Here is a 20,945-nt window from a genome sequence, read left to right on the forward strand (position 1 = left end):
CCAAATTTGCGCGTGATCTCAATTTTTGAATTCACTTTAAAATATGGGTTTATCTTATTCATGTTATCGGTAACATGTTACCGGTAACTGAAATAAATGTGAACCATAACACAAACAATAATTCTTAAAGGTGAATCTATGGAGCAATTAACCCAAGCCCCAGATCCTACGTTCCTACTGACGATTGCAGGCCTTGCCATTGCAGCGTTACTCGTTCTGATCATTAAACTGAAAGTCCATGCTTTTGCTTCCCTTACTATGGTGAGTTTAGGCACAGCAATCGCCACTGGCGTTCCTTCTGAGAAAGTCGTATCGACCATGATGGGCGGCTTCGGCGGCACACTGGCTTCCGTGGCATTACTGGTTGGTCTTGGTGCGATGATCGGTAAAATTCTTGAAGTGACTGGCGGTGCGAAAGTGCTGGCAGACACTTTGATTGGTCGCTTTGGTAAAGAGCGCGCACCATTTGCTTTGGGCGTCGCTTCATTACTGTTTGGCTTCCCAATCTTCTTCGATGCTGGCCTTGTAGTGATGATGCCAATCATCCTAAGTGTGGCGGCTCGTTTTGGTGGCTCACCAATTAAATACGCGTTGCCTGCTGCCGGTGCTTTTGCGGTTATGCACGCGTTTGTTCCACCACACCCAGGTCCGGTTGCAGCGGCAGAATTCCTTGGCGCAAACATCGGTCTGCTATTGGTGGTGGGTATTTTGGTTGCTATTCCCACTTGGTACCTTGGCGCTTACCTATTTGGCTTGTACGCGGGCAAAAAATTCGATATTCCACTATCTAAAGCCTTCTTTAATGGCGAAGCGATGGTGGATGAGCGCAACGCACCAAAATTTGGCACGGTTATGACCATCCTTGTGCTGCCAGTCCTGCTAATCTGTTTGGATACGGTATTGAACACACTGGCGGTTGCGGGTGTGATTGATGGCAAAACGGCACTGGTTGAGTTCCTACGTATGCTAGGTAAAACCCCAGTTGCGTTGCTGATCACTTTGATTGTCTGTCTGGCTGTGTTTGCCAAAGACTACGGCATGGCAAAACTAGAAAAATTATGTGGTGAGTCATTGGCTCCAATCTGTGGTGTTATCCTAGTAACAGGCGCAGGTGGCATGTTCGGTGGCGTACTGCGCTCAAGCGGTATTGGTGATGCACTGGCTGACGTTCTTACAGACACAGGTATGCCTGTGATTGTGGCGGCGTTTGTGATTTCCACCTGTCTGCGTGTTGCTCAAGGCTCGGCAACCGTAGCGCTAACCACGACGGCGGCTCTTATCGCGCCAGTTGTGGCAGCATCAACAGGTTTGAGTGAACTAGACCTTTGCTTTATCGTAATCGCGATTGCGGGTGGTGCAACGGTACTGTCTCACTTCAATGACTCTGGTTTCTGGTTGGTCTCTCGTCTGCTTGAGATGGATGAGAAAACCACATTAAAAACTTGGACGGTAATGGAAACGTTACTTGGCGGTATCGCGTTTATTATCGTCGCAACATTAAGCTTTATTCTTTAGAGGTTCCCCATGACAACACTTGAACAACGATTAAGAGAAATCAAAATCGTCCCAGTTATCGCAATCAACGACGTAGCACACGCTCTGCCACTGGCAAAAGTGTTGGTAGAAAACGGTTTACCATGTGCTGAAGTAACATTCCGCACCGAAGCGGCGGCGGAGTCGATTCGCATCATGCGTGAAGCGTACCCAGAACTGTTGATTGGCGCGGGCACCGTTCTGACCACAGAACAAGTGGATATCGCAATCGAAGCGGGCGTGGACTTTATCGTTAGTCCAGGCTTCAACCCAACTACAGTGAAATACTGTCAGCAACGTGGTGTGACTATCGTACCGGGTGTAAACAACCCAAGCTTGGTTGAGCAAGCGATGGAAATGGGTCTGCGTACGTTGAAGTTCTTCCCTGCTGAGCCATCAGGCGGCGTAAACATGCTGAAAGCACTCACGGCGGTTTACCCAGTGGAATTCATGCCAACAGGTGGCGTAAGCCCATCTAACGTGGAAGATTACCTAGCGTTGAAATCGGTTGTGGCTTGTGGCGGTACGTGGATGGTGCCAACCGCAATGATGGACAACGGCGATTGGGAAGGCATTGCTGAATTGGTTCGCGCAGTTAAGTAAAACGCACAAACGGCTCCGAAATGCCCCCGAACGTTGGGAAACGTGATACGAAAAAGGGTCATCAAGTTACTTGATGACCCTTTTGCTTTTGGAATGAAGCGGCTTTAGAAGTGATGCTTCATAAAGCGCTTAATAAAGCGAATGAAATCGGCTTCGGCTAGCTTCGCGCACTTCAATGTTTGGGCGTGAGACAATTCTACATCTCCCAAGCCTTCTGCCATGTTGGTGATCGCGCACACTGCCAATACGGGTAAGCCGCAATGCGCCGCAGAAATCACTTCTGGCACGACCGACATGCCCACTACATCACCACCGATGATTTGCATCATGCGGATTTCGGCTGCGGTCTCAAAGTTGGGGCCTGTGTAAGAGACAAACACACCTTCATTCAGGTGAATGCCATTGGCTTTGCCGACTTCAAACGCTTCTGCACGCAGGTCTTTGTCGTACGCATTGGCGAGGCTGAAGAACCTCGGGCCGTACTCTTCATCATTCGGACCGATCATTGGCGACTCAGGCATGGTATTGATGTGATCATGAAATACCACCAGAGAACCGACATCAATACGCTCAGGGCGAAGTGAACCTGCCGCGTTGGTGACGAGCAGAAACTCACAACCCAGCTTTTTAAAGGTGCGTACGGGTGTTGTCATGACCTTCATTGAGCCGTGTTCGTAGTAGTGACCGCGACCTTTCATGCACACTACGTCTACGCCGCCCATGGTACCAAGTACCAACTCACCAGAATGACCTTGCACGGTGCTAACCGGAAAGCCTTCGAGCTCTTCGTATGGAATGACCACTTTGTCTTGTAGTTCGTCTGCCAATACGCCTAAGCCAGAGCCTAAAATAAACGCCGCTTTAGGTTGGAAGTTTGGTTTGCGTTCGTGAATGGTTTGTAGTGCGCCGATTACTGGATCGTGATTCATGTTAGTCACCTTCTGGTTGTGTGTTGATTCCATTGTGTGACTTTCTGCGCTAGTTATCTTTGCTTTATTCGCTACTATCATCCTTAAAAAGAGGATGATGAAATTCGCTAGGACTCAATGTATGAAGTTAGAACCATTTGAGCGCGTGACGCTGAAGATGCTGCGTTACTTTTACGAGGTCGCACAAACCAAGCATTTCACTAAGGCGGCCGAGAACCTCAATATCACCAATTCGCCGTTGAGCAATCGCATCAAAGAGTTGGAAGAAGTGCTTAACGTCAAACTGTTTGAGCGTGATTCAAGAAACGTCATGCTAACGGAGGCCGGACGATTGTTGGAGTCCAAATGCCAACTGATTTTTCAGACCTTGGATGTCTCGCTCAATCAAGTGCAGCAAGTGGGGTTGAACCAGAGAAACATCTTGCGAGTCGGTGTGGTAAGTAGCTCATTTTGGGGCGGATTTGATCGTCTGTTACAGCGTTTCCATGCTGAGCATGACACTTATCACGCCGACATTTTTGACCTCAACCCAGAGACGCAAAAGAAGCATCTGAGTGAGAAGAAAATTGACGTGGGTATTGTACGTTTTGCCGATGCACTCAACATTTATCCGTATCAGTCGGTGTCTTTGGGCAAAGATGTGTTTGTGGTGGCGGTGTCGGAGCAACATGAGTTAGCCAGCAAATCTTTGCTGCGGCTCCAAGATTTAAAGGCGTGTGAGTTTGCGTTTATGAGTTTGGCGAATTCTGCCTCGGCAAACTTCATCATCAATGCCTGTCTGCAAGAAGGCTTTTCACCCCATATTGGCAAACAAGTGGTGGAGCCAAGCACCTTGATGGCATATGTAGCAAACAGCAATACCGTGACGTTGGTGCCGTCGACGTTTTCTCAGCATCATTGGCATGGGATTCGTTTTATCAAGCTGAAAGAGTCACTGCGTGCAGACTTGTGTCTGATTCATGATGGTAAGCAGGAGAGTGCTATTAAAGCCGAGTTTATTCGCACATTATTAGAGAATGCGAGTTAAGCATGGGATAACAAAAAAAGGTCATCCTAAGATGACCTTTTCAAATGATTCGCTGAAATCAGCAATGCGATTAGCGCGCAATTAACGCATCGTCACGAACTCTTCTGAGCCCGTTGGGTGGATAGCCACAACAGAGTCGAAGTCTGCTTTGGTTGCACCCATCTTCATTGCTACGCCGAAGCCTTGGATCATTTCATCTACCGTGAAACCGATGCCGTGCAGACCAACCACCGTTTCTTCTTCGCCCGCACATACAAGCTTCATCTTACATGGTTGACGGTGCTTAGTAACGGCGGTGTACATCGCAGTAAAGCCAGACGTGTAGACTTTGATATTGTCTTTGCCGTACTTCTCTTCCGCTTCTTGCGTTGTAAGACCGATAGTGCCGATTGGTGGGTGGCTAAATACCACAGTTGGTACCAAATCGTAGTCCATCTTCGCGTTTGGTTTGTTGTTGAACAAACGCTCAGAAAGTTGACGACCCGCTTTCACTGCTACTGGCGTTAGCTCGATACCGCCTTCCATGATGTCACCCACACAGTAGATGCCTTTCACGTTGGTTTCTTGGTATTCGTCTACCTTGATGTAGCCTTTTTCGTTCGTTGCCACGCCGGTTGACGCTAGGTTGATTGCGTCTGTCGCTGGGTGACGGCCGATTGCCCAAATCAGTTGGTCAACGTTTTGGCTCTCACCGTTTTCTAGGTGCAGAGTTAGGCTGCCATCGGCTTCTTTTACCACTTCTTTTGGTACAGAGTGGGTGTGCAGTTTTGGACCTTCTGCGTCCATCACTTCAACCAACGTATCGATGATCATTGGATCGAAGCTACGTAGTGGTGACTCTTTACGTACGAACAGGTGCGTTTCTGTACCTAGCGCGTGCAGTACGCCAGCAATTTCAACTGCGATGTAGCCTGCGCCCACAACCGCAACGCGTTTTGGTTGCTCTGCTAGGTCGAAGAAGCCGTTTGAATCGATGCCGTATTCAGCGCCTGGAATGTTTGGAATAGTAGGACGACCACCCACCGCGATCAGGATGTGATCCGCTGTGTAGTGTTCACCGTTTACTTCGACAGTTTTTTCGTCAACAAACTTAGCAAAGCCTTTAATCACGTTTACTTTGTTGTTGCCAAGAACGCGATCGTAAGATTGGTGAATACGACCAATGTACGCCTGACGGCTCTCAACCAGTTTGCTCCAGTCGAAACCTTTCACGTCGACATCAAAACCGTAATCTTCTGCGTACAGGTTCATTGCTTCTGCGATTTGCGCGCCATGCCACATCACTTTTTTCGGTACACAACCTACGTTTACACAGGTACCGCCAAGGTCTTGAGCTTCGATTAGCGCAACTTTCGCGCCGTACATCGCCGCACGGTTTGCAGATGCGATGCCGCCACTGCCGCCACCGATACAGATATAGTCAAAATGAGTCGCCATTACTTTCTCCAAGAGCTTATAAATTTTATCTGGTACATAGATAGATTGGGATGACCTTGCCCGAACTCAATGCCACCGTTATCCCACTATCATAAATCGAATGTAACGAATTCCTAAATGGGAAAAAGCGACATTACTTATGACAAATAGCGATGAGAGGCACAAAAAGGAGAATAAGCGCGATGAGAGGGCAAAGTTGAGAGTATAAAAAAGCGCAACGAAAATGTCGTTGCGCTGAGAGGTTTCGGTGCAGAAGTGCTTACTCTGGCACAATCCAGTCCACTTTCCAGTGGCCAGTTGCTGGCGCGATCGCGTCTTGCAGGAATGGCAGAATCTCTTTCATCTGGCTTTCCAGTTTCCACGGCGGGTTAATCACAATCATGCCGGATGCTGTCATGCCGCGCTCGTTGGTATCGGGTGCGACACCTAACTCGATTTGCAGAATTTTACGAATGCCCAGTGCTTCCAGGCCCTCAATCATATCTTCGATGTCGTGACGGCTTACCACTGGGTACCAAATCGCGTAGATACCGGTTGCCCAACGCTTATGGCTCTGATGAATCGCGCGCACTACATCGCGGTACTCTTTCGCGAGCTCGTATGGTGGGTCAATTAGTACCAAACCCCTGCGTTCTTGTGGCGGTAAGCTTGCTTTTAGACGCTGGAACCCGTCCTCTTTGAAGATGCTCACTTGGCGATCGCGATGGAATTCTTGCTCCAACAGCGGGTGATCGGCTGGGTGCAACTCGGTCAGCACCATGCGATCTTGTGGGCGGATTTGCGCACGTGCCACACGTGGTGAACCTGGGTAATAACGCAGTTTTTCGCCGTTGTTGAGTACTTTGATGGCATCGATGTAGCTTTTGATGTCTTCAGGAATGTTTGGGTTATCCCAAATACGCGCGATGCCTTGTTTGTATTCGCCCGTTTTTTCAGACCATTCGTGAGTCAGATCGTAACGGCCCACACCCGAGTGGGTATCGTGATAAACGAATGGTTTATCTTTTTGTTTCAGCGCATCAAGAATGAGGCTTTGAACGATGTGTTTGACCACGTCGGCATGGTTTCCGGCGTGGAAGCTGTGGCGGTAACTTAACAAATTAAACTCTCGAAACACTCTTTGGTTGAGTGTGGTCTGTGATTTTCACTCTATGGCGGTATTATACTCAAGTAACTTAAAGATGTAGAACTTCCAATCAAATCCGTTCCTCTAATAGGGGCTCACTATTGAAATTTCTTTAAGTCACCCACACTTACTATTGGTAATCGAATTGAACTAGGTGAGTTTCTCGTGCTCAAAGAGTGTGAAATCTCATTTAGGTATAACAAGACTCAAGGACAGAGTAGCGCTCGTTGACTATATGGTCATCGCAGCATAGAGAAAGGGAACGGAGCTCCCCCAATCCATGTTGCTGGCTCGTCTGTACATTGAGTTGGCCTATCTACACAAAATAGACAGGCAATCACAGAGTCAAAACACAAAAGGAATTATTCATGTCTAATCCTCTTCTGACGTTTACGGACTTACCTCCGTTTTCTCAAATTAAACCAGAACACATCAAGCCTGCCGTTGAACAAGCGATTGCTGACTGCCGAGCGAAAATCGATGAAGTTCTAAAAGATAATGCTCACCCAACTTGGGACAGTGTGATTGCGCCAATTGAAGAAGCGGATGACCGTTTAAGCCGCATTTGGTCGCCAGTGGGTCACATGAACTCCGTGATGAACAGCGAAGATCTGCGTGAGGCGTACGAAAGTTGTTTGCCAATTTTGTCAGAGTACGGCACTTGGGTTGGTCAGCACAAAGGCCTGTACGAAGCGTACAAAGCGATTAAAGCCAGTGATGCATTCGTAACGCTGACTCGCGCTCAACAAAAAACCATCACCGATGCGTTACGAGACTTTGAGCTATCGGGTATTGGTTTACCATCCGATGAGCAGCACCGTTACGGCGAAATCAGCAAGCGCATGTCTGAGCTCAGCTCTAAATTCTCTAACAATGTACTGGATGCCACCATGGGTTGGACCAAGCACATCACGGATGAGAAAGACCTTGCTGGCATGCCAGAATCGGCGTTGGCAGCAGCGAAAGCCGCTGCAGAAGCAAAAGAGCTCGATGGCTACCTCATTACGCTGGATATCCCATCTTACCTACCTGTCATGACGTACTGCGACAACCAAGAGTTGCGTAAAGAAGTGTACGAAGCGTATGTGACACGCGCCTCTGATCGCGGTCCAAATGCTGGTAAGTGGGACAACTCAGAAATCATTACTGAGCAACTGAGACTGCGTCACGAAATTTCACGCATGTTGGGTTTCAATACTTACAGCGAGAAATCGTTAGCAACGAAAATGGCCGAAACGCCAGATCAAGTGTTGGGCTTCTTGAATGACCTAGCGACACGTGCGAAACCACAAGGTGAACGTGAAGTCGAAGAGTTGCGTCAGTTTGCGAAAAGTGAGTTTGGCGTTGAAGAATTGAATGTGTGGGATATTGCTTACTACAGCGAGAAACAAAAGCAGCACTTGTTCCAAATCTCGGATGAAGAACTGCGCCCGTACTTCCCAGAGTCAAAGGTTGTCAGTGGTCTGTTTGAAGTGCTAAACCGCGTGTTTGGCATGACAGTTACTGAGCGAGCAGGCGTGGACACTTGGCACGAATCTGTGCGTTTCTTCGATATCTTTGATGCTGAAGGCACACTCCGTGGCAGTTTCTACCTAGATCTCTACGCTCGTGAACACAAACGTGGCGGCGCGTGGATGGATGATTGTCGTGGTCGTCGTATTACGCTCTCTGGCGAACTGCAAACACCGGTGGCTTACCTAACGTGTAACTTCAACCGTCCAGTGGGCGACAAGCCAGCACTGTTTACGCACGATGAAGTTGTGACACTTTTCCATGAATTTGGTCACGGCATCCACCACATGCTGACGCAAGTCGAAACTGGCGCGGTATCAGGCATTAATGGCGTACCTTGGGATGCGGTTGAATTGCCAAGTCAGTTCCTGGAAAACTGGTGTTGGGAAGAGGACGCACTGGCGTTCATTTCTGGTCACTATGAGACAGGCGAGCCGTTGCCAAAAGCGATGCTAGATAAGATGCTCGCGGCGAAGAACTTCCAGTCGGCGATGGGCATTTTGCGTCAGCTAGAATTCGGTTTGTTCGACTTTACTCTGCACACCGAATACGACCCAGAAGTAGGTGCACGCGTTTTAGAAACGCTGGCGAAAGTGAAAGAGAAAGTCGCGGTGGTTCCAGCCGTTGAGTGGGCGCGCTTCTCGCACAGCTTCGGTCACATCTTCGCTGGTGGTTACAGCGCGGGTTACTACAGCTATCTGTGGGCGGAAGTGCTGTCGTCAGACGCGTATTCTCGCTTTGAAGAAGAAGGTATCTTCAACAAAGAAACGGGTCAAAGCTTCCTGAACAACATCTTAGAAATGGGTGGCAGTGAAGAGCCAATGGAGCTGTTTAAGCGCTTCCGTGGTCGTGAACCACAAATTGATGCGCTATTGCGCCATTCTGGTATTGCAGCGTAAGCGCACGCTGTCTTTCCAAAAATACTAAGGCCAACCATTCGGTTGGCCTTTTTTGTCCATTTTTATAAAAAATTCACGGATTCACACTGCGGTTAATTGGGTTCTGCAGCGATATCAATGTCTCCGTAGACTGAACCTCATCAATGGCTTGCAGCTTATCAATCAGCACAAATTGCAGTTCTTCAATCGATTTGCACATCAATTTGACGAATATGTTATACGCGCCCGTGGTGTAGTAAGCTTCAACGACTTCGTCGAGCGCGTTGAGTTTTTCTAGCGCGGAATGGTAATCACGAGCTGCGTTTAGGTTAATACCAATGAAGCAGCACACATCGTAGCCGAGCTTTTTGGTATTTACGATCACCTCCGTTCCTTCGATGATGTCAGCCGATTTCATCTTCTCAATACGCACATGGATAGTGGCAGGGCTGACATCGAACTGCTTGGCCATTTCTGCGTAGGGCGTTCTGGCATCAGCCATCAGTGTTTTTAATATTGCGCGGTCAAGGTCGTCGAGTTTCGGCAGGCTCGCATTCATACTATTATTTCCGTTAGGGATAGAGTTTTACCTCCCTTTTATACTCATAGCGGATAGGATTCACAAGGTTTGGCAGGAGTAACTGCGGGTTAACTCCGAGCTATGGAGATAATGTGCAGCGTTTTCTGGTTATTGTCGCGCTATGTTGGAGCGCGTTTGCCGCGGCCTCAGATCCGAAAGTTTTGGTCGTGCACTCCTATCATCAAGGTTTTTTCTGGACGGATTCCATACAGCGAGGTATCGAGCAGCAATTGGGTGATCGATCGCTGGATATGCGCGTGCTCTATTTAGACTCGAAACGTAACCAGAGTGAGCAGTTTTTCGCTCAGCTTGAATCCTTATATCGTACGAAATTAAGCAAAGAACGATTCGATGCCATTGTAGTGAGCGACAACAACGCGCTTGAACTGATGCAGCGTTTGGCGCCAATCATCAAAGACACCCCGGTTATATTTAATGGCATCAATAATTATCATCCTTCTTTGCACCAATCTCTGAACGCAACAGGAGTAACAGAAGATGTCGATTTGGAGGCAAATTTAGCCCTCATAGAGCGCCTACACCCTGATTACACCCAAATTCTTATTGTCAGTGACCATTCCGTAACGGGAGAGGTATTACGCTATCAAATCGACGATTTTGTACATGAACATCCGCAATATCGCGACAAAATCGTGCAAGTTATTCCCGATAGTATCATTGACTTAAAGCAACAAGTAGCGAAGCTGAATAAAGATAAAGTCGTCCTGTTTTGGACCTATTACCGAGATAAACAAGGTGTGGTTGGCAGTGAACGTGACTGGGTTGGCGTCAACAGAGCCTCAAATGCGCCGCTGTTTATGGTGCACGACATTGGCTTAGGGCACGGTGCGGTTGGTGGCGTGATCCAAAGTGGTTATCGGCATGGCATAGAGAGCGCTGAGATACTTGAGTTTGTGTTGGATAACCCTGACCAAGCTCTGCCAGCCGTGAAGAAAAGTGATTCTGAAATCAAGCTCGATTATCAAGCTGTAGTGCGCTGGGGGCTGGGTGCTGAGCAAGAGGTCTCTGCGGTATTTTTTAATAAACCGATGAAGTTTTCTGAGCGTTTTGCCAAAGAAATTCGCTTGTTTGGTAGCCTGTTTGTGGTGATGTCGGTGGTCATTTTGTTGATGGGTTACTATTTACAGCGGATGCGTCGCAGCGAGAGTGCCGCGCGAGAAAGCCAAGCCATCTTAGAGTCGATTTTTGATCAGAGCATGCAGTATATGGGCATTTTGGATGCCAACGGTGTACTTAAATCGGGCAACGATCACCTGCAATCTTTGCTGTATTACCAAGGGCTGCGTTTAGACCGACCACTTTGGTTTCATCCCAATTGGAGTGAGAAAGCACAAGCGTTGCTTGAGGCGTATTTCCACGCGCCTCACCATCAAGTGTCGACGTTTGAGGCTGAAATTTGGAGTAAAGAGCACGGTACATTGGTGTTGGAAATTTCACTCAAGCCTTTTTCTCAGCAAGTAGGAAATCAAAAGCAATACTTGTTTGAAGCGCGCGATATCACTAGTCGTAAGTTGATGGAAGATAAGCTCTATCAACGCGAATCAACCCTGCGTAACTATTATGAGCAACAGCCCGTCATGATGGTGACACTCGACAGCAATAACCGCATTCAAGAAGTGAATCGATTTGCTCAGCTACTCCTTGGCTACAAACCGATGGACATGCTCGGACACCGCCTAAGGGAGTTTTATTTTGATGACAAGGTACTGTTTCCTCGCCAAGTGCTATTGCAACCCAATCAACAGGTGCATGGGGTCTGGCGACGTGAAGTCGAGTATCGCCATGCAAACGGTCATCGTGTTTGGGTACGCGAGAACATTCGTCCACTGAGTGAATCTGATCAGCTGTTGATTGTGGGCGAAGATATTACAGAAACCAAACAGCTTTCCGAGAAACTGGAATATCAAGCGCGCTATGACTTACTGACAGGGACTTATAACAGAAACCACTTTGAACTAGAGCTCAAGACCGCACTGCGTGAGGTGGACAGCCATCGTCGCGTCCACGCCATGCTGTACCTCGACTTAGATCAGCTAAAAGTCCTCAATGATACGGTTGGGCATGATGCGGGTGACGCGGCGATTCAATTTTGCGCCAGCATGTTAGAGGAAGTGCTGCCATACAATTCCATCTTGGCTCGAATGGGAGGCGATGAGTTTGCGGTACTACTCAAAGATTGCGACGAATACGGCGCCATTAATATCGCCAAACTGATCATCTCGACGTTGAGTGAACATCTTTTTGTTTGGGAAGATACGCGCTTGTTCATCAGTTGTTCTATTGGTATTCGTATCATCGACCATACGGCAGAGACGCCGCAAATGGTGCACGCTCAAGCAGACTCTGCGTGTCATGCCGCCAAGGAGCAAGGCCGTAACCGCTACAATCTGTTCAGCTTAGATAACGAAGAGCTACAACGTCGCCAGATGGAAATGCAGAGCGTCAATTTGGTGCATGAGGCATTGTCGAATCAGCGTTTAGAGTTGTTTGCTCAACCGATCAAAAGCTTACAACAGCACGATGCTCAGATGTATTTTGAGATTTTAGTGCGCATTCGCAATGGATATGGTGATTATGTTTCTCCTGCACTGTTTATTCCGGCTTCCGAGCGCTACAACATTGCGCATTGGATTGATAAACAGGTCATTACTCAAACGCTAGAATGGTTTGAGCAACGCCCAGAGGTGGTTGAAAAACTCGGCCGTTGTTCGATAAACCTTTCAGGTCAATCTATGGGGAATCAAGAGTTTATCGATTTCTTATTGGAGCGATTGGAACGTTCGTCCATGCCGTGTGAAAAAATCTGTCTAGAAGTCACCGAGACAGCAGCGATGAGTAATCTTGAGCAAGCCATTGAGCTCTTCACCAAGCTCAAAGCGTTGGGGTGCATGATTGCATTGGATGATTTCGGCTCGGGCTTGTCTTCATTTGGTTACTTAAAGAAACTTCCCGTTGATATCGTGAAAATTGATGGTCTTTTCGTGCGAGATATCAACGTAAATGAAATGGACCGTGTGATGGTTCGCTCGATCAATGATCTGGCAAAACAGCTAGGCAAAGTGACGGTGGCGGAGTTTGTCGAAAACGAACAAGTCATGCAGCATTTGATCGATCTTGGTGTGGATTATGGCCAAGGCTACGGTATTGGGCATCCTCAACCGCTTTCTGAGTTAGTTGAGCGACTGACGGCTGAGTAGTCTTGTCATATCAAGCTCAACCTAGCATTGAGAGGTAACTTAGGTATACACTCAGCGCCAGTTACCGCGATTTTTTATTGGAGCCTCCTTTTGCAACTGCAATTGATCTGTGAAGACCCGTCTCAACAACCTCATCTGGATGAACTGGCTGCGCGCTGGCAGCTTTCTCACACTAACGAGAGCGATTTTGCTTTGGTGCTGACCACCGAGCGTTTAGAGCTGCGTAAAGTGGATGAGCCAAAGTTGGGCGCTATTTTTGTCGATTTAATTGGTGGCGCAGTGGGACATCGCCGAAAATTTGGTGGTGGTAAGGGCCAAGCCATCGCAAAAGCCGCAGGTTTGAACAAAGGGGCAACGCCAACCGTTCTAGACGGCACGGCGGGGCTGGGACGTGACGCATTCGTTTTGGCTTCGCTCGGCTGTAAGGTACAGATGGTGGAGCGACACCCGGTAGTCGCAGCGTTGCTGGATGACGGCTTAGCGCGTGCGAAACAAGACCCTGAAATTGGAACTTGGGTATCAGAGCGTATGTCGCTGATCCATGCCTCCAGTCATGATGCATTGGAACAGCTGGCACAAGATGAAGACTTTGTTCAGCCAGATGTGGTGTATCTCGACCCTATGTATCCGCACCCAGAAAACAAGAAGAAATCGGCGCTCGTAAAAAAAGAGATGCGCGTTTTCCAATCGTTGGTTGGCGCCGATTTGGACGCCGATGGTTTGCTAGATCCTGCCATGGCGTTAGCCACAAAACGCGTGGTGGTGAAGCGCCCAGACTATGCAAACTGGCTGAACGAGCAAAAGCCGACTATGGCGATTGAAACCAAAAAAAATCGCTTTGATGTCTACGTTAAAGCCTCAATGGCATAACTTCCTGACAGCTCAACTTTTCTTGTCACAGTACGGTGTATCGTGCTGTGATCAAGCCTCTCTTTCTGAATCGTTACTGATAGTTTTCTCTTGCTAATTCTCCTCCCTGACTGTATATCTAACTAAGAATTATTATTATTTCACTTGTTGTGATGCGGTCGATAATTGGGAAGCTGGAGTAGTAGAATGGCTAAACGCTTATGTAAAATGAGTCGTAAACAGATCGCGGCGGAGCTTGGCGACATCCATCGTTTAGTTGTCGCACCAAAGTTTGTTTGTCGCTCTTGCGCACGCTCTTCAGCGGCCAAAGATACCTTGTGTAAGCCAGCCGCTATTCCGCCGAAAAAATGCCAAGACAAGCCACTGAACGAGCAACAATCATGTGGCTTATTGGCTGAAGCGCTGCCAGTACAACCGATTTCTGTGACAACAAAACAAAGCAACGAAAAAGCAGCAATTGTGAAGCGTGTTGTTGAGCGCGTGAAAGAGAAAAAGCAAGCCGAAAAATCCCTGGAGCCAGTAAGAACCGACGTACCAGTATGGTTTGATTTAGTGGATAAAAAATCGCTTAAGAAAGCGAAAAAAGCACTGAAAAAGCATTATAAGCAGCAGAAGAAGTTGTTAAAAGTAGCGAAAAAGCAACAAAAGTTACTTAAGCGTCAGCGCAAGCTTGAAGCGCGCAATGCCAAGCTAGATGTGTTGCTATCAACGCCACCTAATGCGTTGATGAGCACAAGCTCGCAAGTCAAAGTGCATTAATCTAATCCAAAAAAACGCTCTCCAGTTGGAGAGCGTTTTTTATTGTCGGTATGTGTGTTGAGAGTGGTCGCTTTACTTCTTGGCGTAGCTCATTTCGACGCGCTTTTTCACCCAGGTTTCGTTAATCCATAGCGATAGCATGATGATCGCACCGCCAATGGCGAGTCGCATGACATCAACATCGCGGTTCCAAATCACAATGTTCACAATCAAACCCGCCGGAACCAATGCGTTGTTCATTACTGCAAGTGCTCCTGCGTTCACCATGGTTGCGCCTTTGTTCCACGCGAAGTAACCAAAACCGGAAGCAATTAAACCAAGGTACGTCAGAATGCCCCATTGCGTTGCGGTGGTGGGTAGTTTGTCGAGGTTGCCCATCAGAGCGAAAGCCACGGTTGCTACACAAAGCGCACCTAAGTAGAAGTAACCAAACACGGTGTGTTGTGGCAAATCAACCGGTTCACTTTCCATGATGTATTTGTAGCCTACCTGACCAATGGCAAAACAGAGGTTTGCTCCTTGTACGACCAAAAAGCCCAGCAGGAAGTCTTCATTAATGCCTGCAAACTTAATCCAGGCTGCGCCAAATACAGCAATTGCCGCGGTAACCAAATACCAAGGTGAAAAGCGACCTTTCAAGAAGTCATAGATCAGCGTGACGTAAATGGGCGTGAATACGGTGAACAGCAATACTTCTGGCACGGAAAGGAGCAAAAAAGATTGGTAGTAGAAGCAGTACATCAGACCGAGCTGAAAGCCACCGACCGTCATCAGTTTCGCGATTAGGGATTTGCTAACGCCACGGAATTTTAAAAAGGGAATGAAAACCAGACTCGCCAGTGCCACGCGCATGAACACCGAGAACCAAGAATCAACCTGACCAGCGAGGTAAACGCCGATCAGGCTAAATGAGAATGCCCAAAGTAGGGTAACTGCGGATAGATAAGCCATGGATGAGAATCTTTATCAACAACAAATGTGCCCGCAGTCTAACCAAGTTTTAACGTCGCGCCAATCAGTCTTTTAGCGGTACGACCAGCATATCGACTGGAGAGCAGTTAATCAGTTGTCGAGTCGAAGACAGAATCTTGCTCCAGAAATCTTGGTGATGACCACAAACCACCAAGTCGATACTGTAATCTTGAATGGTATCGCACAGCTCATTACTCAAATCGCCACTACCGACCAACGTATGGGCTATTGGGTATTGCGCATATTCTGCGAAATTCGCCAATTGTGTGCGCGACGCTTCCATTGCTTGATGTTGCGCTTCTGCCATATTGATGTCGATAAGCCCGGTGTAGAGCTCTGCGTAGTTCACGTCGATGTGAATAAAAGAGACTTTCGCATCCAGAGGTTTAGCCAGTGATACGGCTTTTTTAATCAACACTTTACTGTCGTCTGACAGGTCGACTGCCACAAGTATGTGTTTGTAACTCATATTGCTATCTCCTTGTAAGGTCATAGTTTTAGATTAGCACTAACCCCCAAAAAAATTTGCTGAAGTGATCTCATATCAGTGTCGTAGGTACAAAGTCTTGTCTCAGTAATCATGTTATAGTGGCGTTATACCCAAGTGACTTTGAGATGCGGAGTTCAGCGCTCCGCTACTGACTATAGTTCAAGTAAAACCTTGCCTCTGATGTAGAGCAAGTCAATCTCGCGGCGTCGTTTATCTCGAGGTTACTTGGGTATATTGCATGCACATTAATAGGAGTTAACATGCTGTCTCAAACTATGGTCGAACAATTGAATGAGCAAATTAACCTAGAATTTTTCTCATCCAATCTATACTTACAAATGAGTGCTTGGTGTGAAGACAAAGGTTTTGAAGGTGCGGCTGAATTTTTACGCGCTCACGCCGTAGAAGAAATGGAGCACATGCAACGCCTATTCACCTACGTAAGTGAAACTGGCTCAATGCCAATTTTGGGCGCTATTGATGCACCAAAGCATGATTTTGCTAGCTTAGGTGATGTTTTCCGCGAGACCTTCGAACATGAGAAAATGATCACGGAAAAAATCAATAAATTGGCACATGTTGCATTTACTAGCCAAGACTACTCAACGTTTAACTTCCTACAGTGGTACGTGTCTGAACAGCACGAAGAAGAGAAGTTGTTTAAAGGGATTTTAGATAAGATCGAATTAGTAGGTGAAGATGGTAAAGCATTGTTCTTCATCGACAAAGATCTAGCACAAATGGCGAAAGAAGGTTCATCTTCAATCATGGATGCTCCAGCTGCGTAAACGCGTTTTTTGACGCTATAAGTAGCGAGTAAAGACGAAGCATTGATCGTCTTTTTCTCTTGAGCATTGTTGAAGATGTAGGGAGGAAAAGATGATCAGTGGAGACACAATCTTATTTGCGCTAATGGTGGTAACTGGAGTCAATATGATTCGGTATCTCACCGCTCTTCGTTCTCTAATTTACATCATGCGTGAAGCGCATCCGTTGTTATATCAGCAAGTTGATGGCAATGGCTTTTTTACCACCCATGGAAATGTCACCAAACAGGTGCGTTTGTTCCACTACATCAAAAGTAAAGAATATCACCATCACCACGATGAAATTTTTACTGGTAAGTGCGAAAGGGTGCGTGAGCTATTTGTTTTATCGACCGCTTTGCTCGGTGTTACCCTACTCGCGGCCTTCATTCTTTAAAGAATCAATAATCTAGCGAGTTAATCTCCTAGGATTGTACGGGCATGCATAGCGCTTACCGTTTAAGCGCTTTTCCCCTTCGAGATTTGTCGGTAGAATGTCGCGCCTAGAAAGCAAGGATGTGCAATGTGCACATCCTTTTTTATTTCGATTCGATACCAATCAGTCTAAGAGCTACCGATGAGTAAGAAATTTGATGTTGTTGTAATTGGCGCAGGCGCAGCGGGTTTGATGTGTGCTGCAGAAGCCGGCAAGCGAGGCCGCCGTGTTTTGGTGCTCGATCATGCTAAAAAGCCAGGACGTAAAATCCTTATCTCAGGCGGTGGCCGTTGTAATTTCACTAACTACGATGTTTCAGCCAGCAACTACCTATGCCAAAACCCGCATTTCGTTAAGTCGGCGCTTTCTCAATACACCAACTGGGATTTTATCTCGATGGTGTGTAAGCATGGTATTGAATTTGAAGAGCGCGATCACGGTCAGCTGTTTTGTGTCGATGCGTTTACGGCGAAAGACATCGTGAAGATGCTGTTGGCTGAGTGTGACATGCCGAATATCGAGCAGCGTTACCAATGCGATGTTCACTCAATTGAGAAAATCGATGAAGGCTTTCGTTTGCATGCGGGTACCGAGCCAGTTGAGTGTGAGTCTTTAGTTATCGCAACCGGTGGCTTGTCGATGCCAAAACTGGGGGCGACACCATTTGGTTATAAAGTCGCGGAACAATTTGGTCTTCGAGTTATCCCAACTACGGCAGGGCTGGTGCCATTTACGTTGCATAAAGAAGACAAAGAAGATTTTGCTGAGTTATCTGGTATCGCGGTACCTGCGGAAATTACAGCTGAAGATGGCACGATGTTCAAAGAAGCCCTGTTGTTCACACATCGTGGTTTATCTGGCCCAGCCGTTTTACAGATTTCATCATTCTGGCGAGCGGGGCAAAAGGTGTCGATTAATCTGGTGCCAAACGATGATGTTGCCGAGTTATTAGAACGCAGCCGTGAAAAGCACCCGAATCAGTCGCTCAAAAATACGCTCGCTAAAGTGCTACCAAAGCGCTTGGTTGAAGTCTTGATTGAACGTAAAGAACTGGTCGATAAACCGCTGAAGCAGTTCAATCAAAAGGAGCTTGCGGCGATTGTGGATCGTTTAGAGCATTGGGATATCGCCCCGAATGGCACTGAAGGCTACCGAACCGCGGAAGTGACACTAGGCGGTGTGGATACCGATCACTTATCTTCGAAAACCATGGAGTGCAAAAAAATCAAAGGGTTGTACTTCATTGGTGAAGTCATGGATGTGACTGGCTGGTTAGGGGGCTACAATTTTCAGTGGTGCTGGTCGAGCGGCTTTGTCGCGGGTCAGTGGGTGTAATCAAACGCTACACATCCGCATAAAAGATAAGATAAAAAAGAGCACTGAATCGTATTCCGTGCTCTTTTTTGTATTCCCACAGCGAGTTACTCGTCTTGATACTTTTCGAGTTTGTTATAGAGCGTTTTAACGCTAATGCCTAACTCTTGCGCAGATTCCGTTTTATTGCCTTGATTCTCTTCAAGCGTATTGAGAATGGCGGCTTTTTCTAGCTCTTCTAGCGAAACGCCCGCTGGAACAAGGTCTTCGATGCTTGTGCCTGTTTCCAATGGTGGTGTATCGAATATCAGGTGTTCATCTCGGATGGTGTCATCAGCCAAAATAAATGCACGCTCGATCGTGTGTTTGAGCTCACGGACATTACCTGGCCAATCGTGTGCAGCGATTTTTTGGATGGCAGAATCAAGAATGGTTTTGGTTTTAGCCTCATTTGCGTTGCGGTGCGCGATAAAGTGTTTAGCCAGACCGACGATGTCACCGCCTCGATCTCGCAGTGGCGGTATCGTTAATGGGAAGTGCGATAAACGGAAAAACAGATCTTCACGCAGGAACTGCTCTTCTATGGCGACTTTAGGATCACGGTTGGTGGCGGCAATGATGCGAGTGTTGGCGATATGCACTGTATTACTGCCCACTGGGCGATATTCTCCGGTTTCCAACACACGCAATAGCTTCACTTGATGCTCGATAGGCATCTCGGTGATTTCATCCAAAAACAGCGTGCCGCCTTCTGCCTGTTTAAATACACCTTGGTGAGTTTTATTCGCTCCGGTAAAGGCGCCTTTTTCATGGCCAAACAGTTCACTATCGACCAACTCTGGGCTAATCGCACCACAGTTAATTGCGATAAAGGGTTGTTGCTTGCGATCACTGGCTAAATGAATGGTCTGTGCGACTAACTCTTTACCCGAGCCGCTTTCACCGACAATGAGGACGTTGGCTTCTGTTTTTGCGACGCGTCGGATCATGCGATAGAGCTGATGCATTGGCGATGAGGACCCCACCAAAAGGCCAAACTGGTCGAGATCGCTAGTGGACACTTTACGTCCTTGATCTTGCTTTTGCTGATAGTACTGGCTGACTTCGCTTAGGGTGTCCGTCAAAATGGCAATATCGACGGGTTTTCTGTAGTGAAAAATTGCACCTAAGTTCATTAGCTTATCCAAATTTTCGTTTGGAGCACCAGAGCTAATGATGATCAAGTCCATATCGTAGATGTCTTCGATATTAGAAAGGCGCTGGTAATCTGCGCTAGTAAAGTGGGCGACTTCAACAATCGCAACTTCCGGTTTGAGTTGTAGGAAATCTTCAATCCAACTATCTGCGGCATCGGTATTATGCAGACGAAATTTGTTCAGTTCCTGGCAAGAGGCAATAGCATCTTTAAGTGTCGGGTCTTGTATTCGTAGAAACAGGCTTGGCAACGACATAGAAATGTCCTCTTTACTATGACAGAAACAATGTACGTGGATTATTCTAAGTGCACAAGACAAAATATTGTCAGCAAAGATTTAAGGGTCTGTAGGCTATTTTAATTTTGTTTAACCTATCTTGGTATATATCAGTAATAATTCTGATAAATATTTCTTCTTTATTCGGGTGTCTCACGCTTTAAATAATAATTCTGAGATTAAGTGAAGTCGAAGAAATAATGTCTCATCTTTTGTTGGCGTATTATGTAATTGATTGCGAAATTATTAACGATTAAAAATTACATTTCTTCTGTGTAAATAATTCATGCTTATATTTTCTTGTTCGTCTTATTTTTACCTCTTGTTTTTATTATTCCTTTAAAAATAACAAGTTACAAACTTGGCACATGGTTTGCTCCTATGGAAATACAACGTCAATAAAGGAGAATTACCATGAATAACATCGCAGCTAAAATTGTACTTACGTCAGTTCTTGCTACTTCATCTACAGCAGTCTTAGCGAGTGATAAATGGGAAAAAGAATCCATGGACGCTTGGCTAGATGGTAAAGCCGAAACGACGCTGCTGCTAAACAGTAACCTTAACTCTTTTGATATCAACACCGATGTTGAAAATCAGGTAGTTACCCTTTCTGGTTCGGTAAACAATGACCTTGAAAAATCGCTTGCCGAAGAGCTTGTAACAGGTCTTGATGGTGTGAAAAAAGTAAACAACGAATTGTCAGTGGTGAATGAAGGTAAGAAAGAAACCGATTCAGAGGCATTAGCCACACTGACCGACTCTAAAATCACGACTATAGTTAAAACTCGCCTACTGATGGATACCAATGTAAGTGGTACGGACATTGATGTAACGACGGAACGTAAAACGGTAACGTTGGCAGGTAAGGTTAATTCAGATGCGGAGCATGATCTTGCACTTTCAATTGCAAATAATACCAATGATGTAAATAAGGTGATTGATAAGCTAGAAGTGGTTCAATAATAACGAGCCGAGTGACC

The 20,945-nt window shown here is 46.8% G+C and carries 18 protein-coding genes; 11 read left to right on the forward strand and 7 right to left on the reverse strand.

All coding sequences use genetic code 11. The features are described 5' to 3' along the window. The first annotated feature begins 138 nt into the window (after positions 1-138). Positions 139-1,515, forward strand: coding sequence for a GntP family permease (locus LIX84_RS12300; RefSeq protein ID WP_012841240.1), 1,377 nt, complete (start codon positions 139-141; stop codon positions 1,513-1,515). Positions 1,516-1,524: 9 nt separating this feature from the next. Continuing rightward, entirely contained in the window at positions 1,525-2,136 is a 612-nt protein-coding gene (locus LIX84_RS12305) for a bifunctional 4-hydroxy-2-oxoglutarate aldolase/2-dehydro-3-deoxy-phosphogluconate aldolase (RefSeq protein WP_005394384.1), read from the forward strand. Positions 2,137-2,240: 104 nt separating this feature from the next. Here the strand turns inward: LIX84_RS12305 and xapA are convergent, their stop codons facing one another. Further along, entirely contained in the window at positions 2,241-3,065 is an 825-nt protein-coding gene (gene xapA, locus LIX84_RS12310) for a xanthosine phosphorylase (RefSeq protein ID WP_169644349.1), read from the reverse strand. A gap of 121 nt (positions 3,066-3,186) precedes the next feature. Between xapA and LIX84_RS12315 the strand changes: the two genes are divergently transcribed. Further along, positions 3,187-4,092, forward strand: a complete 906-nt coding sequence (locus tag LIX84_RS12315) for a LysR family transcriptional regulator (protein WP_226421426.1) — start codon at positions 3,187-3,189, stop codon at positions 4,090-4,092. Between the two features lie 81 nt (positions 4,093-4,173). Here the strand turns inward: LIX84_RS12315 and gorA are convergent, their stop codons facing one another. Next, positions 4,174-5,529 carry a glutathione-disulfide reductase gene (gene gorA, locus LIX84_RS12320; RefSeq protein WP_005379157.1) on the reverse strand — a complete coding sequence of 452 codons (1,356 nt, stop codon included), beginning with the start codon at positions 5,527-5,529 and terminating at the stop codon, positions 4,174-4,176. A gap of 259 nt (positions 5,530-5,788) precedes the next feature. After that, positions 5,789-6,628 carry a 23S rRNA (adenine(2030)-N(6))-methyltransferase RlmJ gene (locus LIX84_RS12325; RefSeq protein WP_226421427.1) on the reverse strand — a complete coding sequence of 280 codons (840 nt, stop codon included), beginning with the start codon at positions 6,626-6,628 and terminating at the stop codon, positions 5,789-5,791. A gap of 395 nt (positions 6,629-7,023) precedes the next feature. Here LIX84_RS12325 and prlC point away from each other — a divergent pair, with 395 nt between their 5' ends. Beyond that, positions 7,024-9,066 carry an oligopeptidase A gene (prlC, locus tag LIX84_RS12330; protein WP_226421428.1) on the forward strand — a complete coding sequence of 681 codons (2,043 nt, stop codon included), beginning with the start codon at positions 7,024-7,026 and terminating at the stop codon, positions 9,064-9,066. Positions 9,067-9,139: 73 nt separating this feature from the next. Here prlC and asnC read toward each other — a convergent pair whose 3' ends face one another. Next, the gene (gene asnC, locus LIX84_RS12335) at positions 9,140-9,604 is read right to left on the reverse strand and encodes a transcriptional regulator AsnC (protein WP_005394393.1); all 465 of its coding nucleotides are present in this window, start codon (positions 9,602-9,604) and stop codon (positions 9,140-9,142) included. 113 nt (positions 9,605-9,717) lie between these two features. On the opposite strand from asnC, the gene LIX84_RS12340 reads away from it, so the two are divergent. The 3 genes from LIX84_RS12340 (at position 9,718) to LIX84_RS12350 (ending at position 14,472) form a co-directional block, all read left to right on the forward strand. After that, the gene (locus LIX84_RS12340) at positions 9,718-12,843 is read left to right on the forward strand and encodes an EAL domain-containing protein (protein ID WP_226421429.1); all 3,126 of its coding nucleotides are present in this window, start codon (positions 9,718-9,720) and stop codon (positions 12,841-12,843) included. A 90-nt stretch (positions 12,844-12,933) separates the two neighbouring features. Continuing rightward, the gene (locus tag LIX84_RS12345) at positions 12,934-13,713 is read left to right on the forward strand and encodes a class I SAM-dependent methyltransferase (RefSeq protein ID WP_226421430.1); all 780 of its coding nucleotides are present in this window, start codon (positions 12,934-12,936) and stop codon (positions 13,711-13,713) included. Positions 13,714-13,899: 186 nt separating this feature from the next. Further along, a complete protein-coding gene (locus LIX84_RS12350; protein ID WP_226421431.1) occupies positions 13,900-14,472 on the forward strand; it encodes a hypothetical protein in 573 nt (190 codons plus the stop codon). Between the two features lie 72 nt (positions 14,473-14,544). On the opposite strand, the gene LIX84_RS12355 is transcribed toward LIX84_RS12350, so the two are convergent. Next, positions 14,545-15,423: a carboxylate/amino acid/amine transporter gene (locus LIX84_RS12355; protein ID WP_006741764.1), complete on the reverse strand. Its 879-nt coding sequence runs from the start codon at positions 15,421-15,423 to the stop codon at positions 14,545-14,547. A gap of 64 nt (positions 15,424-15,487) precedes the next feature. Further along, positions 15,488-15,913 (reverse strand): universal stress protein UspA, encoded by a 426-nt coding sequence (gene uspA / locus LIX84_RS12360; protein ID WP_005379165.1) that lies wholly within the window; start codon positions 15,911-15,913, stop codon positions 15,488-15,490. A gap of 281 nt (positions 15,914-16,194) precedes the next feature. On the opposite strand from uspA, the gene ftnA reads away from it, so the two are divergent. The 3 genes from ftnA (at position 16,195) to LIX84_RS12375 (ending at position 18,511) form a co-directional block, all read left to right on the forward strand. After that, positions 16,195-16,722 carry a non-heme ferritin gene (gene ftnA / locus LIX84_RS12365; protein WP_226421432.1) on the forward strand — a complete coding sequence of 176 codons (528 nt, stop codon included), beginning with the start codon at positions 16,195-16,197 and terminating at the stop codon, positions 16,720-16,722. A 91-nt stretch (positions 16,723-16,813) separates the two neighbouring features. Beyond that, positions 16,814-17,137 (forward strand): universal stress protein UspB, encoded by a 324-nt coding sequence (gene uspB / locus LIX84_RS12370; protein ID WP_005394407.1) that lies wholly within the window; start codon positions 16,814-16,816, stop codon positions 17,135-17,137. Between the two features lie 180 nt (positions 17,138-17,317). Then, positions 17,318-18,511 (forward strand): NAD(P)/FAD-dependent oxidoreductase, encoded by a 1,194-nt coding sequence (locus tag LIX84_RS12375; protein WP_226421433.1) that lies wholly within the window; start codon positions 17,318-17,320, stop codon positions 18,509-18,511. Between the two features lie 86 nt (positions 18,512-18,597). Here the strand turns inward: LIX84_RS12375 and LIX84_RS12380 are convergent, their stop codons facing one another. Continuing rightward, positions 18,598-19,941, reverse strand: coding sequence for a sigma-54 interaction domain-containing protein (locus LIX84_RS12380; protein ID WP_047009371.1), 1,344 nt, complete (start codon positions 19,939-19,941; stop codon positions 18,598-18,600). A 435-nt stretch (positions 19,942-20,376) separates the two neighbouring features. Between LIX84_RS12380 and LIX84_RS12385 the strand changes: the two genes are divergently transcribed. Then, positions 20,377-20,928, forward strand: a complete 552-nt coding sequence (locus tag LIX84_RS12385; RefSeq protein WP_012841234.1) for a BON domain-containing protein — start codon at positions 20,377-20,379, stop codon at positions 20,926-20,928. The last annotated feature ends 17 nt before the right edge of the window (positions 20,929-20,945 follow it).

The sequence above is a fragment of the Vibrio sp. E14 genome, from assembly GCF_020515785.1.
Lineage (GTDB): Bacteria > Pseudomonadota > Gammaproteobacteria > Enterobacterales > Vibrionaceae > Vibrio > Vibrio diabolicus.